We start from the raw sequence: 14,503 nt of genomic DNA on the forward strand, positions 1-14,503 counted from the left end.
CCTCCGGGAGAGGGCTGGGGTGAGGGGGTTGCTTTTGCGCTACGCGTAGGTCTTGATGTCTGGCTCCGCCAACATGGGCGGTAGCGCGTTCGGCAGGATGCAGCTCAGCGACGAATAAATGGAGGAACCATGGCCAATCACTATCGCGAACTGTTCACGACACCCGGCGCCACCGGGTTAGTGCTCGCGAGCTCTATTGCCCGACTGCCACAAGCAATGATCGGCATCGGCATCATCACCATGCTGGTCCAGCAAACCGGTGTCTACTGGCTGGCCGGCGCCGTCGCCGGGACGTTCACCCTGGCCAATGCGCTGCTCGGCCCGGTCATTTCGAGATTCGTTGATCAGCGTGGCCAGAGTCGAGTGCTGCCCATCGTCACGGCATTCAGCGTGGTCATGCTGCTGGCGCTGATCTTCGCCGTCTACATGAGGGCTCCTGCCGCCTTGTTTTTTGTTCTGGCGGCACTGGCGGGGACGATGCCCAGCATGCCGTCCATGATCAGGGCACGCTGGACGCAGTTGTTCCGCGGAAAGCCGCAGTTGCACACGGCGTTCTCACTGGACACGGTCCTGACTGAACTCGCGTATATCATCGGCCCGCCACTGGCGATCGGTTTGAGCGTGACCTTCTTCGCCGAAGCCGGGCCACTGGTTGCGGTCGGGCTGCTGGCCATCGGGGTGACGGCGTTTCTCATGCAGCGTCAGACCGAACCGAAGGTGGTCGTCGGCAACCGCAGCAACACCGGTTCCACTTTGCTGATTCCCGGCGTTCGCACCATTGTTCTGGCGCTTTTGGCGATGGGGGCCATTGGCGGCGCAATCGATGTCGCCGTCGTGGCTTTTGCCAATGATCAAGGCTGGCCAGCGTCTGCCACCTTCATCCTCGCCGCCTATGCGTTGGGCTCGCTGGTGGCGGGTCTGACGTTCGGTGCATTGCGGCTAACCTTGCCGATAGAAAAACAGTTCTTTATCGGCATATTGGTCACGGCAATCACGGGCGTATTGCCGGTTTTCGCAACAGATGTTTATGTCCTGTCAGCGATGCTGTTTATCGCGGGCATATCGTTTGCGCCCACCATGGTCGTGGTCATGAAGTTGGGGACGATCATCATCCCTGCGTCCAGGATGACAGAAGGGCTGACGTGGATGACCACTGGCATCAGCATTGGCGTAGCGCTTGGGGGCATGCTCGCGGGGCCGGTGATTGATGCTTATGGCGCGCGTGCGGGGTTCGGGGTGGCGATTGGTGCGGGGGTGATGATGATGGTGGTTGTGTTGATTGGGTTGCGTACGTTGGCTGCTGCTTCAACGACAAATATTGAGTCGGCGTATTCGTAATGCGCACTGCTTTTATATAGCTTTCAAAGTCAAAAGATCGCAGCCTTCGGCAGCTCCTACAGTGGCATTGCGTACACCGTGTAGGAGCTGCCGCAGGCTGCGATCTTTTGATCTTCGCTGTTAACCGCCCAACTGCCGCAACCGCTTATAAAGCGTATTGCGACTAACCCCCAACCGCCGCGCCAGATGCGAAATATTCCCCCCAGCCGCTTTCAACTCCCGATTCAACGCTTCAACATCATTCAAATCCAACCCCAACGGCTGCGCGCTCGCAACCGGCTCCATCTCCAGATCGACAAAGAAATCATCCGGCAAATGTTCCGCCCGCACCGGTTGCTCTTCAGCCATGGCCAGCGCCACTTGCATCACGCTACTGACCTGGCGCAGATTCCCCGGCCACGGATGCTTGTCGAACAATTCCAGCACCTCTGGGCTCAAACCCGCCCACTGCGTCGGCTCTCGATGTTGCTCCCAAAGCCGTTTAAATAGCGCTTGTTTATCACTGCGCTCGCGCAGCGGCGGCAGTTCCAGCGTCAGGCCACCAATGCGGTAATACAAGTCCTCGCGGAACCGTCCCAGTTGCACCTGCTCGCGTAACGAACGGTTAGTCGCCGAGATAATCCGCAGATCCACCGGGAACAACTCACTGCTGCCCACCGGTTGCACGCAGCGCTCCTGCAACACCCGCAACAACCGCGCCTGAGTGGGCAGCGGCATGTCGCCGATTTCATCGAGGAACAACGTGCCTTTGTCAGCCTTGCGGATCAGGCCGATGCTGCCTTTCTGGTTGGCGCCCGTGAACGCGCCTTTCTCGTAGCCAAACAGCTCGGATTCAACCAGTTCGGCGGGGATCGCTGCGCAGTTGACGGCGATAAACGCTTGTTTGCTGCGCGTGCTGGCCTGATGCAGGGCTTTGACGAACACCTCTTTGCCGACGCCGGTTTCGCCGTGGATCAGCAAGGGGATGTCTTTTTCCAACAGCCGTTCTGCTTGCCGCACGGCTTTTTCCACGCGGCTGTCGCCGAAGTGCAGGGTGTTGAGACTGATCGTCGTTGAAACAACGGGTTTAGCTTCTGCAGTGAAAACCCGTGCCTGAACCGGTGCCTGTTTCGGCCGCTTCAACAAGCACTGAAAGCGGTTGCGCCCCGAGGTCTGCAACGCGAACGGCAAACCGTCTGGCTGATTGATCAACTCCAGCAACGACACCTTGAACAGGATTTCGACGCTCACCCGCGACAAACGCACGCCGAGCAGATTGTCTGCCCGGCGATTGGCCGACAACACCTGGCCGCTCTCATCAAAGATCAACAACCCGGCCCACTGACTGTCGAGGTTGTTCAACCCGGTGTTGAAGGTCAGTTGAAAGTGCTGACCGTGGAACAGGTTGAGGATCAGCCGGTTCTCCACGGTCTGGCTCATCATCTTGACCATGCCCAGTGTGTGGGAGGGCGGCAGATAGCTGTCGCTGGAAACGTCGAGCACCGCGATCACCTTGCGCTCGGCGTCGAAAATTGGCGCAGCGGAACCGGTCATGAAGCGGTTGGCTTTAAGGAAGTGTTCGTCGTGTTCGATATGCACGGCCTGCTCACAGGCCAGCGCCGTGCCGATGGCATTGGTGCCGCTGCAGCGCTCCATCCAGCTCGCCCCGGCCTGAAAACCTCGCGCCAGATTCGGCTCGATAAAGCGTTGCGTGCCCCACGAGGTCAGCACCTGGCCCTGGTTATCGGCGAGCATGATCAGGCAATTTGAATTGCTGAGGATGTTCTCGTAATAGGGCAGCACTTCCTGGTGGGTGGTCTGCACCAACGAATGTTGACTGTCGAGTAGCCGCGCAATGCTCGCGGCAGGCAGTTGATCGAAAGCCGGGGTGCTCTGGTGGTCAAGACCGAACGCGCGACAGCGTTGCCAGGAACTCTGGACGATCGCGTCGTGGGACAACGGCGGGGCAGGTGCGGCCATGGCGGTCAGCCTCTGATGCAGCGATTTTTATTATTGTTATGAACCCAAATCCTGAGGACTACAGGCATCCCCTGTGGGAGCGAGCCTGCTCGCGAAAGCGCCGGGTCAGTCAATAAATTCGTTGAATGACACACCGCCTTCGCGAGCAGGCTCGCTCCCACAGGGATCTATATCGTATTCAGGATCGGGCAAAAAGCATCCATAGAGTGTTGTTCACTATTGTTCATTGTCAATCGTCCAACTGTTCAAATGTGTTCACCATTGAAGGCCGCTTCTCGACGTTTTCAGCGATTTTCACGACAAATCAACAACTTGCCATTTTTGGCACGAAAGTCGCTCCAGTGCACAGGTCGCTTGACTCCAAAAATAAAAAAGGCCGAGCCATGTCACTCACCCTGGAGCACGTCAGCCGCACCGTCGAGGGCCAGATCTGGATCGATGATGCCTGCCTGAAATTCGAACCCGGTTCGTTCAACGTATTGCTCGGCCGCACGCTGTCCGGCAAAACCAGCCTGATGCGCCTGATGGCCGGCCTCGACAAGCCAGACAGCGGCCGCGTGCTGATGAACGGCGTCGACGTCACGCAACGCCCGGTGCGCTTGCGCAACGTGTCGATGGTCTATCAGCAGTTCATCAATTACCCGACCATGACCGTGTTCGAGAACATCGCCTCGCCACTGCGCCAGGCCGGCATCTCGAAAGAGATCATCCACAGCCGGGTGCAGGAAACCGCGCGAATGTTGCGCATCGAGAAGTTCTTGCAGCGTTATCCGCTGGAGCTCTCGGGCGGTCAGCAACAACGCACTGCCATGGCGCGGGCGCTGGTTAAGGATGCCGAACTGATTCTGTTCGATGAGCCGCTGGTCAACCTCGACTACAAACTGCGCGAAGAACTGCGTCAGGAAATGCGCGAGCTGTTCAAGTTGCGCCACACCATCGCCATCTATGCCACCACCGAACCCAACGAAGCCCTGGCGCTGGGCGGCACCACGACGATTCTTCACGAAGGCCGGGTGATTCAGAGCGGGCCGTCGACCGAGGTGTATCACCAGCCGCAAACGGTGCTCGCCGCCGAATTGTTCTCCGAGCCACCGATCAACCTGATGCCCGGGCGGATTGCCGGCAACGAAGTCAGCTTCGCCAATTTCGTGCACTTCCCGTTGAACGTCGATCTGCGTCCGGTGGGCGAGGGCGAGTTCCGCTTTGGCGTGCGCCCCAGCCATATCTCGCTGGTGCCGAGCAACGATGACGACCTTGAATTGGCGGTCACCGTCGAAGTCGCCGAGATCAGTGGTTCGGAAACCTTTCTGCACGTGCGCAACGAACATTTCCTGCTGGTGCTGCACCTGCCGGGTGTCCACGAATACGACGTCGATGCGCCGATCCGCATCTATATCCCGACCCATAAACTGTTTGTCTTCGATGCGCAGGGCCGTCTGGTGCAAGCACCGGGCCGGCGTGTCGCGAGGGTTGCCTGATGGCCGAAATCCGCTTGCAACACCTCGCCCACAGCTACAGCAAAACCCCGAGCGGCGCGGAGGATTATGCGATCCGCGAGATGGATCACGTCTGGGAACAGGGTGGGGCTTATGCGCTGCTCGGGCCGTCGGGTTGCGGTAAATCGACGTTGCTCAACATCATTTCCGGTCTGCTCAGTCCCTCGCAAGGACATGTGCTGTTTGACGGCAAAGCGGTCAACGACCTCACGCCGGAGAAGCGCAACATTGCTCAGGTTTTCCAGTTTCCGGTGGTCTACGACACCATGACCGTGTTCGACAACCTCGCGTTTCCCCTGCGCAATCAGGGCATGGCCGAGGCGAAAGTGCACAGCAAGGTGCAGGAAATCGCCGAAGTGCTCGACCTGCAAAACCTGCTGAGCAAGAAGGCGCGCAACCTCACCGCTGACGAAAAACAGAAAGTCTCCATGGGCCGTGGTCTGGTGCGCGATGACGTCTCGGCGATCCTCTTCGATGAGCCGCTGACGGTGATCGATCCGCACCTTAAATGGAAGCTGCGGCGCAAGCTCAAGCAGATTCACGAGCAGTTCAACATCACCATGGTCTACGTCACCCACGATCAACTGGAGGCCTCGACCTTCGCCGACAAGATCGCGGTGATGTACGGCGGCCAGATCGTCCAGTTCGGCACGCCACGGGAATTGTTCGAGCGGCCCAGCCACACCTTCGTCGGCTACTTCATCGGCAGCCCGGGGATGAACCTGATCGAAGTGCAACCGCAACCCGGTGGCGTCGGTTTCGCCTCGACGCACCTGCCGTTGTCCGACGGCTTGCAGCGCCATATCGAACACGGTCAATGGAAAAATCTGAAGGTCGGCATCCGTCCCGAGTTCATTCATGTGTGGGACGAGCCGTTTGATGACGCGATGCAGGCCAGGGTCGTACACGTCGAAGACCTCGGCACCTACAAGATCATGACCCTCGACCTCGACGGTGCACCGTTGAAAGTTCGTCTGGCCGAAGATAAACCGGTGCCGCAGGGCACGGCCTACATCAGTTTTCCGGCGCAGTGGCTGATGGTCTATGCCGACGAATTCCTCCTCGAAGCCAGCGAAAACAGCGAGGTGCAGCCATGAACAAGGTGCAGAACAACAAGGCCTGGTGGCTGGTGTTGCCGGTGTTTCTGCTGGTGGCGTTCAGTGCGGTGATCCCGATGATGACCGTGGTCAACTATTCGGTGCAGGACATCTTCGACCAGTCCAGCCGCTACTTTGTCGGCGCAGATTGGTACAAGCAGGTGCTGCTCGACCCGCGCCTGCATGACTCGCTACTGCGCCAGTTCATCTACTCGGCCTGCGTGCTGTTGATCGAAATTCCGCTGGGCATCGCTGTCGCCCTGACCATGCCGACCAAGGGCCGCTGGTCGTCGGTGGTGCTGATCATTCTGGCGATTCCGCTGCTGATCCCGTGGAACGTGGTCGGCACCATTTGGCAGATTTTCGGCCGTGCCGACATCGGTTTGCTCGGTTCCAGCCTCAACGCCATGGGCATCAGTTACAACTACGCGGCCAACACCATGGACGCCTGGGTGACGGTGCTGGTGATGGATGTCTGGCACTGGACCTCATTGGTGGCGCTGCTGTGTTTCTCCGGATTACGGGCGATTCCTGACGTTTATTACCAGGCCGCGCGCATCGACCGCGCTTCTGGATGGGCGGTGTTCCGGCACATCCAGTTGCCCAAGCTGAAGAGCGTGTTGTTGATCGCAGTGATGCTGCGTTTCATGGACAGTTTCATGATCTACACCGAGCCGTTCGTGCTCACTGGCGGCGGGCCGGGTAACGCTACGACCTTCCTGAGTCAGACGTTGACGCAGATGGCTGTAGGCCAATTCGACCTGGGTCCGGCAGCGGCTTTCTCGCTGGTGTACTTCCTGATCATCCTGTTGGTGTCCTGGCTGTTCTATACCGCCATGACGCACTCCGACGCCAACCGCTGAGGCCCGGCCATGAGCAAGAGAAAGCTGATTCCGCTGCTGATCTACATCCTGTTCCTGCTGGTGCCGATCTACTGGCTGCTGAACATGTCCTTCAAGAGCAACACCGAAATCCTCGGTGGCCTGACGCTTTTCCCACAGGACTTCACGCTGGCGAACTACAAGGTGATCTTCACCGATCCGAGCTGGTACACCGGTTATCTCAATTCGTTGTACTACGTCAGCCTGAACACGGTGATTTCCCTGAGCGTGGCGTTGCCCGCCGCGTACGCGTTTTCACGCTATCGGTTTCTCGGCGACAAGCACCTGTTTTTCTGGCTGCTGACCAACCGCATGGCGCCGCCGGCGGTGTTCCTGTTGCCGTTCTTCCAGCTCTATTCTTCGATTGGTCTGTTCGACACGCACATCGCTGTGGCGCTGGCGCATTGCTTGTTTAACGTACCGTTGGCGGTGTGGATTCTTGAGGGGTTCATGTCCGGCGTGCCGAAAGAAATCGACGAAACCGCCTACATTGATGGCTACAGTTTCCCGAAATTCTTCGTGAAGATTTTCATCCCGCTGATTGGCTCCGGCATCGGCGTCACGGCGTTTTTCTGCTTTATGTTTTCCTGGGTCGAACTGCTGCTCGCGCGCACGTTGACCTCGGTAAACGCCAAGCCGATTGCGGCGGTGATGACCCGTACCGTTTCGGCTTCGGGTATCGATTGGGGCGTGCTGGCGGCGGCGGGGGTGTTGACCATTCTGCCCGGCATGCTGGTGATCTGGTTTGTTCGCAACCACGTGGCCAAGGGCTTTGCCCTCGGTCGAGTTTGAGGAGCTGATGATGGAATGGATGAGTTGGACCACCCCCACAGCGACATTCTTCATCGTCATCGGCCTGATTCTGGTGGGCATGACCACTTGGGAATTGCGTTCGCCGAGCATTCTGCGGCGAGGGTTTCTGCCGATTGCCACCACCCGTGGCGATCGCTTGTTTATCGGTCTTCTCGGCAGCGCCTACCTGCATTTGCTGGTAATCGGCGCCACCGACTGGAGCATCTGGGTCGCGTCCGCGTTGTCCTTGGTGTGGCTGTTGGCTGTGATGCGTTGGGGCTAGTCGAATTGATCGGCAATCGTGCTCCGAAATCCTAAACAGGAGGTCTCTATGTTCGACAAAAACAATAAGCTGCGACATAGCATTTCATTGGCAGCCATGCTGGCACTCAGCGGTTTGAGCGCATCTGCCTGGGCCGATGCCTACGAAGATGCTGCGAAAAAGTGGATCGGCAGCGAATTCAAACCGTCGACCCTGACGGCCGAACAGCAGCTCGAAGAATTGAAGTGGTTCATCAAGGCGGCCGAGCCGTTTCGTGGCATGAACATCAAGGTCGTTTCCGAGACCCTGACCACCCACGAATATGAGTCGAAAGTGCTGGCCAAAGCCTTCACTGAAATCACCGGGATCAAGCTCACCCACGACCTGCTGCAAGAAGGCGACGTGGTGGAAAAGATGCAGACGGTGATGCAGTCCGACAAGAATATCTATGACGGCTGGGTCAACGACTCGGACCTGATCGGTACGCACTTTCGCTACGGCAAGACCGAATCGATCACCGACCTGATGGCCAACGAAGGCAAGAATTTCACCTCGCCGACCCTCGACCTCAAGGACTTCATCGGCATCTCGTTCACCACCGCGCCGGACGGCAAGATCTATCAACTGCCCGACCAGCAATTCGCCAACCTGTACTGGTTCCGCGCCGACTGGTTCGAGCGCGCCGACCTGAAAGCCAAGTTCAAGGAAAAGTACGGCTACGAGTTGGGCGTACCGGTGAACTGGTCCGCCTATGAAGACATCGCCAAATTCTTCAGCGAAGACGTCAAGGAAATCGACGGCAAGCGCGTTTACGGGCACATGGACTACGGCAAGAAAGACCCGTCGCTGGGCTGGCGCTTCACTGATGCCTGGTTCTCCATGGCCGGTGGCGGCGACAAGGGCTTGCCCAACGGTTTGCCGGTGGATGAGTGGGGGATTCGCGTCGAGGACTGCCATCCGGTCGGCTCCAGCGTGACCCGTGGTGGCGACACCAACGGCCCGGCGGCAGTGTTTGCCACCACCAAATACGTCGACTGGCTCAAGGCCTACGCGCCACCGGAAGCCGCGGGCATGACCTTCTCCGAGTCCGGCCCGGTGCCATCGCAGGGCAACATCGCCCAGCAGATCTTCTGGTACACCGCGTTCACCGCCGACATGACCAAACCCGGCCTGCCGGTGGTCAACGCCGACGGCACGCCGAAGTGGCGCATGGCGCCGTCGCCTAAAGGCCCGTATTGGGAAGAGGGCATGAAGCTCGGCTATCAGGATGTGGGGTCGTGGACGTTCATGAAATCCACGCCTGAGAAACAGAAACTCGCGGCGTGGCTGTACGCGCAGTTCGTGACCTCTAAAACGGTTTCGCTGAAGAAAACCATTGTCGGTCTGACACCGATTCGCGAGTCGGACATCAACTCGCAGGCCATGACCGATCTGGCGCCGAAACTCGGTGGTCTGGTCGAGTTCTATCGCAGCCCGGCCCGCGTGCAATGGTCGCCGACCGGCACCAACGTGCCCGACTATCCACGTCTGGCACAACTGTGGTGGAGCCACATCGCCGAAGCGGCGAGCGGCGAGAAGACTCCGCAGCAGGCGCTTGATGGCTTGGCCAAGGATCAGGACGCGATCATGACGCGCCTCGAACGCTCCAAGGCCCAGGCCACCTGCGCACCGAAAATGAACCCGGAACGCGACGCGCAATACTGGTTCGACCAGCCGGGCGCACCGAAGCCGAAACTGGCTAACGAGAAGCCGAAGGGCGAGACCGTGAGCTACAACGAACTGCTCAAATCGTGGGCGGATGCGCGCAAGTAAAGCTGAAATGTGAAAAGCGAACGGCACCGAAAGGTGCCGTTTTTTTTCCTGCCTGACCCACAGCTTTCGCGAGCAGGCTCGCTCCCACAGGTTTCAGTGGTGTTTCCCTGTCTTTTTTGTGCCCGAACTAAACCAGAACAGCCAGATCTGTGTACCGGGCAACCAATGGGTCAGCAGTGAGGAGTTTCATCGGTTCGGTCATTGCGGTTGCAACGATAAGGCGGTCGAACGGATCACGATGATGGTGCTCAAGATCTTTCACGGCGATTGCGTGTTCAGACGTTACCGGTAGTTCTATAAAGCCACTCTCGATGCAGTACTGCCGAATTTCCTCGAGATCAACGTTCAGCTTTCCGAGTCCGACCTTGATTGCCATTTCCCAGAAGGTAGCAGCACTGATGTAGATATCGGCAGCGTTTTCAATCAGCTTTCTGGCTTTGCCGGAGAGTCTGGCGTCATCACTGAGTGTCCAGAGCAGAATGTGCGTGTCCAGCAGAATCCTCATGACTGCGTGCCTTCGAAAGAATCGAGCATGTCGTCAGGTAATGGGGCGTCGAAATCTTCGGGTAGCACCAGTTTTCCTTTCATTGCCCCTATACGTTGGCCATTGGATTTTCCCATAGGGACGAGGCGTGCCAGCGCACGACCATGTTTGGCAATCGTGATGACCTGTCCCGCTGCCGCGTCATCGACGAGTTTGGATAGATTGTTTTTGGCTTCCGCCAGCGGAACGATGATCATTATTTCTCCCCCGTATTCTGGACAAATATAGCCAGAATATTCCAGCGCCGCAAAATCGCGCCAATGTTCCGCGCAGACAAGTGAGAGGGCAGCACGACCATAGGTGTAGGGCATTTGCCTGGTTTTGCTCTGCCGGCTGGCAGCCATGGTGTCGGCGCCCTCAACCAACTCCCAAAAAGTATCTCGTTTCATGATCCTTACTCGCTCCGATATTCCCTCCCGAAGGCATCCACGATAGAGCTATTCACTGTTACTGGCTGTAGGACGAAACGGAGGTTGCGGCGAGAGCTTTCAGCGTTTGTGGGAGGATGGGTGCCTATACGGATGACTCAGCAGTCGGGAAACCGAGGCGGAACACGGTCATCGCCCCCGGCAAACTCCTCACATCGGCCACGCCCTGATGCAGGCTCATGATCGAGCGCACGATTGCCAGTCCCAACCCTGTGCTGCCTTGTGAGCGTGAGCGGCTGCTGTCGACGCGGTAGAAGCGATCGAACAGATGGGGCAAATGCTGCGCCTCGATCCCCGCGCCTGGATTGCTGACCAGCAATGAGGTCTGTGTCGCGCCTTGTTCAATCAGCAACGTCACGGTTTTGCCGGACGGACAATGGCGCAGTGCGTTGGACAGCAGATTCGAGATCGCCCGCTGAATCATCAACCGATCCCCCATCACCGCTGCGCTGCCGAGCACATTCAGATGAATCTGCTTGTCCTGTGCCGACAGCGAAAACATCTCCGCCACCTTCAGCGCTTCTTCCTCCAGCGCCACCGACTCAAAAGGTGCCAGTGCCGACGGATGACTGACCTGCGCCAAAAACAGCATGTCCGAGACAATCCGTGCCACGCGCTCCAGCTCTTCAGTGCACGACACCAGCACATCCTTGTACTCATCCACGCTGCGCTCGCGTGAAAGCGTTACCTGCGCTTTGCCCATCAGGTTATTGATCGGCGTGCGCAACTCATGGGCCAGATCATCGGAGAATTGCGACAGCTGCTGCACCCCGGCATCCAGTCGATGCAGCATGAAGTTGATGCCCTGCGCCAGTTCGCTCAACTCCTGGGGCATGTTCACCACTGACAGCCGATGATCCAGATCCTGGGTCGAGACCATCGCGGCCACTTTACGAAACTCGCGCATCGGCGCCAGCCCACGCTGTACCGCGCCCCAGGCACTCAGGCCGATGAACACCAGCAATAACGGCAAGGCAATCAGCGTGGAACGCAGATAGGCGCTGAGCAACGCCTGATCATGGGCGTTGTCCATCGACAGCAACACCGGCACGCTGCTGCCATCCTTGAGGCGGATCAACTTGGAGGCAGTGAGAAACTTTGCGTCTTGCGCGTCGGTACTGTCGCTGTAGCTCAACTGATCGGTGGTCGCCCGAACCGCTTTCAATTCGACCCGCGGATCGGCCAGACCCGAGCCGGATTTGAGCCGTGGCGAACGCAGGTTTGAGCGGTCGTAAATGGTCAGTGTGAGGTTGTCGTGCCCCATCACCTGATCGAGCAGGATGTGCGGTTTTCCGCTGATTTCGCCAACATCGGCGTACAGCGACAGGCTGTGCTCAACCTGCGCCATTTTCTTTTCCAGGCTGTCTCTGGCCAGCGCATTCAGTTCATGGGTCAGGGCGAAATACGCCAGGATCGCCAGAAACACCACCAACAGCGCGCCGAGAATACTCACCGTCAAACCCAGGCGCATCGACAGGCTGGCTGGCTTCATTCCCGCGCCTCCAGCACGTAGCCGACACCGCGCAGGGTGTGGATCAACTTGTGCTCGAACGGATCATCGATCTTCGCCCGCAAGCGCCGGATCGACACTTCGACCACATTGGTGTCGCAGTCGAAATTCATGTCCCACACCAGCGAAATGATCTGCGTGCGGGTCAGCACTTCGCCGGACTGGCGCATCAGCAGATGCAGCAGGGCGAATTCCTTGGTGGTCAGGTCGATGCGTTGCTCGCCACGAAAGGCGCGATGACGCCCGGGGTCGAGCTCCAGATCAGAGACTTTCAGCACCTGTGGCACCGGGATGTTTTCGCTGCGGCGCATCAGTGTGCGCACCCGCGCCAGCAACTCGGGGAATTCGAATGGCTTGACCAGATAGTCGTCGGCGCCCAGATCGAGCCCGCGAATCTTGTCTGCCAGACGTCCGCGCGCGGTGAGCATCATCACCCGCGTGGAATGAGTGCGGCGCAGTTGTTCCAGCACGCCCCAGCCGTCGAGTTCCGGCAGATTGACGTCGAGAATGATCAAGTCATAAACCTGTTGTTGCGCCAGATGCAGTCCATCGGCGCCAGTGCTTGCGTGGTCGACGATATAACCACTTTCGGTCAAACCCTGATGCAAGTATTCGGCAGCTTTAAGCTCGTCCTCGATCACAAGGATTCGCATGATCTATCACCACTTTTATTTAATGGATATTTAATTAAGGGTGGCCGGGAAAGTTGTTGTTTTTGTAAGGGCTTCCGGACGGGTTTTATTAGCGACTAAAAATATTCCTACAGAGATTTCTCTGCGTGCAGACGTGCAAGGTAAAGGCTGTAGTAGCTACAGAGTCAACGAAAAACCTCTCGATGAGGCCTTGAATAGAGCCACTGCGGCAGCCTGCCGCAGGGCGATAGGGCACTTTCATGAGAACTCGTTTCAGGCAAGTGCTGTTCGGCAGATAACTTCGGTGTATTTGTTTCCGTGTATTACATAATTGAATGTCGCACTTCGCATGCTAGTGCAAAACAACTTCCCGCAACCGTGGATAACGGATTTGTAATGTTCCAGTCACCTTGTCGATAAGTTCAAAACCCTACCGTGGCGGCATCAAAGATTCTTGATTAAAGGAAGTCTTCCATTGCCCGGTTTAACAGAACTGATGGCGCGATCACGCCTGAAAAAAATAGCCGGCGGCATGCTGTTGCTGGCCACTGCAAACCTTGCGGTCGCATCGACCCTGACCCTGGAGCAGGCCCTGCAAACCGCGTTCGCCGGCAACCCCGATCTGGCCGCTGCCCAATGGGAAATCGGCATCGCCGAGGGCGACCGCAAGCAGGCGGGCCTGATCCCCAATCCCGAAGTCTCGTGGGAGGCCGAGGACACCCGCCGCGATTCACGCACCACTACGGTGATGCTCCGCCAGCCGATTGAACTGGGCGGCAAACGCGGCGCGCGCATCGATGTTGCCAGCCGTGCGCAGGACGCTGCCGGCATTGAACTTGAGCGCAAGCGCAATGCCTTGCGCGCCGATGTGATTCAGGCGTTCAACAGCACCCAGACTGCGCAGCAACGCTTGCAGTTGTCGCGACAGTCGCTGCAACTGGCCGAGCACGGTTTGCGCGTGGCGCAGGGCCGCATCGAGGCGGGCAAATCTTCGCCGGTCGAGGGCACGCGGGCGCAGGTGCAGCTCTCCGAAGTGCGCCTGGAACTGAGCCGCGCCGAACGCGATCAGGCCAACGCTTACCAACAACTGGCACAGGTGATGGGCGCACCGTTGCCGACCTCGATCAACGTACAAGCTGCTACGCAAAACCTCGCCACGGTGCCGCCACCCAGCCGTTTATTGGAGCGTCTGAACGAAACCGCCGAGCTGCGCCTGGCCAACCTGCAGATCGATCAGCGTGAGGCTGCGTTGGGGCTGGAAAAGTCCCAGCGCATTCCCGATCTCACCGTCAGCCTCGGCAGCCAGTACAGCGAAACCGAGCGCGAGCGGGTCAACGTGGTCGGGCTGTCGATGCCGATTCCGCTGTTCAATCGCAATCAGGGCAACGTCCTGGCAGCGGCGCGCCGAACCGATCAGGCGCGGGATCTGCGTAACGCCACCGAGCTGCGTTTGCGCACGGAGATCCAGACCAGTCTTGAGCAATGGCAGACCGCCAATGGCGAAGTCCAGACCTTTAACCAGACCATCCTGCCCGCCGCGCAAAGTGCGGTGGACAGCGCCACACGCGGCTTTGAAATGGGCAAGTTCGGCTTCCTCGACGTGCTCGACGCCCAGCGCACCTTGATCAGCGCTCGCAGCCAATACATCCAGGCCGTCAGCGAAGCGACAGATGCGCGCGTGCGCATCGAACGGATCTTCGGCGACCTCGCCGTCAGCCCTTGAATTTCACTTATCAAATCACTGCGCGAAGG

General features: G+C 58.4%; 13 protein-coding genes. 8 read left to right on the top strand and 5 right to left on the bottom strand.

What is annotated here, in order from left to right; translation table 11 throughout:
• Positions 1 to 129: 129 nt before the first annotated feature.
• Positions 130 to 1,338, top strand: coding sequence for an MFS transporter (locus tag AB4P92_RS26650; RefSeq protein WP_115147419.1), 1,209 nt, complete (start codon positions 130 to 132; stop codon positions 1,336 to 1,338).
• A 120-nt stretch (positions 1,339 to 1,458) separates the two neighbouring features.
• On the opposite strand, the gene AB4P92_RS26655 is transcribed toward AB4P92_RS26650, so the two are convergent.
• Positions 1,459 to 3,297, bottom strand: a complete 1,839-nt coding sequence (locus AB4P92_RS26655) for a sigma-54-dependent Fis family transcriptional regulator (protein ID WP_395598425.1) — start codon at positions 3,295 to 3,297, stop codon at positions 1,459 to 1,461.
• 383 nt (positions 3,298 to 3,680) lie between these two features.
• Between AB4P92_RS26655 and AB4P92_RS26660 the strand changes: the two genes are divergently transcribed.
• From AB4P92_RS26660 to AB4P92_RS26685, 6 genes are read left to right on the top strand one after another with little or no spacing between them, the layout of a single operon-like run.
• Positions 3,681 to 4,775 carry an ABC transporter ATP-binding protein gene (locus tag AB4P92_RS26660; RefSeq protein ID WP_261736148.1) on the top strand — a complete coding sequence of 365 codons (1,095 nt, stop codon included), beginning with the start codon at positions 3,681 to 3,683 and terminating at the stop codon, positions 4,773 to 4,775.
• A complete protein-coding gene (locus tag AB4P92_RS26665) occupies positions 4,775 to 5,890 on the top strand; it encodes an ABC transporter ATP-binding protein (protein WP_047301953.1) in 1,116 nt (371 codons plus the stop codon). The genes AB4P92_RS26660 and AB4P92_RS26665 overlap by 1 nt, the downstream gene beginning before the upstream one ends.
• Entirely contained in the window at positions 5,887 to 6,753 is an 867-nt protein-coding gene (locus AB4P92_RS26670; RefSeq protein ID WP_042559892.1) for a carbohydrate ABC transporter permease, read from the top strand. Before AB4P92_RS26665 ends, AB4P92_RS26670 begins: the two co-directional genes overlap by 4 nt.
• A 9-nt stretch (positions 6,754 to 6,762) precedes the next feature.
• Positions 6,763 to 7,563 carry a carbohydrate ABC transporter permease gene (locus AB4P92_RS26675; protein ID WP_003232361.1) on the top strand — a complete coding sequence of 267 codons (801 nt, stop codon included), beginning with the start codon at positions 6,763 to 6,765 and terminating at the stop codon, positions 7,561 to 7,563.
• Positions 7,564 to 7,573: 10 nt separating this feature from the next.
• The gene (locus tag AB4P92_RS26680) at positions 7,574 to 7,846 is read left to right on the top strand and encodes a DUF2160 domain-containing protein (protein WP_042559891.1); all 273 of its coding nucleotides are present in this window, start codon (positions 7,574 to 7,576) and stop codon (positions 7,844 to 7,846) included.
• A 48-nt stretch (positions 7,847 to 7,894) separates the two neighbouring features.
• Entirely contained in the window at positions 7,895 to 9,637 is a 1,743-nt protein-coding gene (locus tag AB4P92_RS26685; RefSeq protein WP_042559890.1) for an ABC transporter substrate-binding protein, read from the top strand.
• Positions 9,638 to 9,764: 127 nt separating this feature from the next.
• Here AB4P92_RS26685 and AB4P92_RS26690 read toward each other — a convergent pair whose 3' ends face one another.
• From AB4P92_RS26690 to AB4P92_RS26705, 4 genes are all read right to left on the bottom strand, one after another.
• Positions 9,765 to 10,142, bottom strand: a complete 378-nt coding sequence (locus tag AB4P92_RS26690; protein WP_042559889.1) for a type II toxin-antitoxin system VapC family toxin — start codon at positions 10,140 to 10,142, stop codon at positions 9,765 to 9,767.
• Positions 10,139 to 10,492, bottom strand: coding sequence for a type II toxin-antitoxin system Phd/YefM family antitoxin (locus tag AB4P92_RS26695; protein ID WP_395599707.1), 354 nt, complete (start codon positions 10,490 to 10,492; stop codon positions 10,139 to 10,141). The genes AB4P92_RS26690 and AB4P92_RS26695 overlap by 4 nt, the downstream gene beginning before the upstream one ends.
• A gap of 202 nt (positions 10,493 to 10,694) precedes the next feature.
• On the bottom strand, positions 10,695 to 12,101 hold the full coding sequence (locus AB4P92_RS26700) for a heavy metal sensor histidine kinase (RefSeq protein WP_042559887.1): 1,407 nt from the start codon (positions 12,099 to 12,101) through the stop codon (positions 10,695 to 10,697).
• On the bottom strand, positions 12,098 to 12,772 hold the full coding sequence (locus tag AB4P92_RS26705) for a heavy metal response regulator transcription factor (protein ID WP_042559886.1): 675 nt from the start codon (positions 12,770 to 12,772) through the stop codon (positions 12,098 to 12,100). The genes AB4P92_RS26700 and AB4P92_RS26705 overlap by 4 nt, the downstream gene beginning before the upstream one ends.
• A gap of 454 nt (positions 12,773 to 13,226) precedes the next feature.
• Here AB4P92_RS26705 and AB4P92_RS26710 point away from each other — a divergent pair, with 454 nt between their 5' ends.
• Positions 13,227 to 14,474 carry a TolC family protein gene (locus AB4P92_RS26710; RefSeq protein WP_395598426.1) on the top strand — a complete coding sequence of 416 codons (1,248 nt, stop codon included), beginning with the start codon at positions 13,227 to 13,229 and terminating at the stop codon, positions 14,472 to 14,474.
• Positions 14,475 to 14,503: the final 29 nt, after the last annotated feature.

The sequence above is a fragment of the Pseudomonas sp. A0308 genome, from assembly GCF_044218815.1.
GTDB lineage: Bacteria > Pseudomonadota > Gammaproteobacteria > Pseudomonadales > Pseudomonadaceae > Aquipseudomonas > Aquipseudomonas iridis.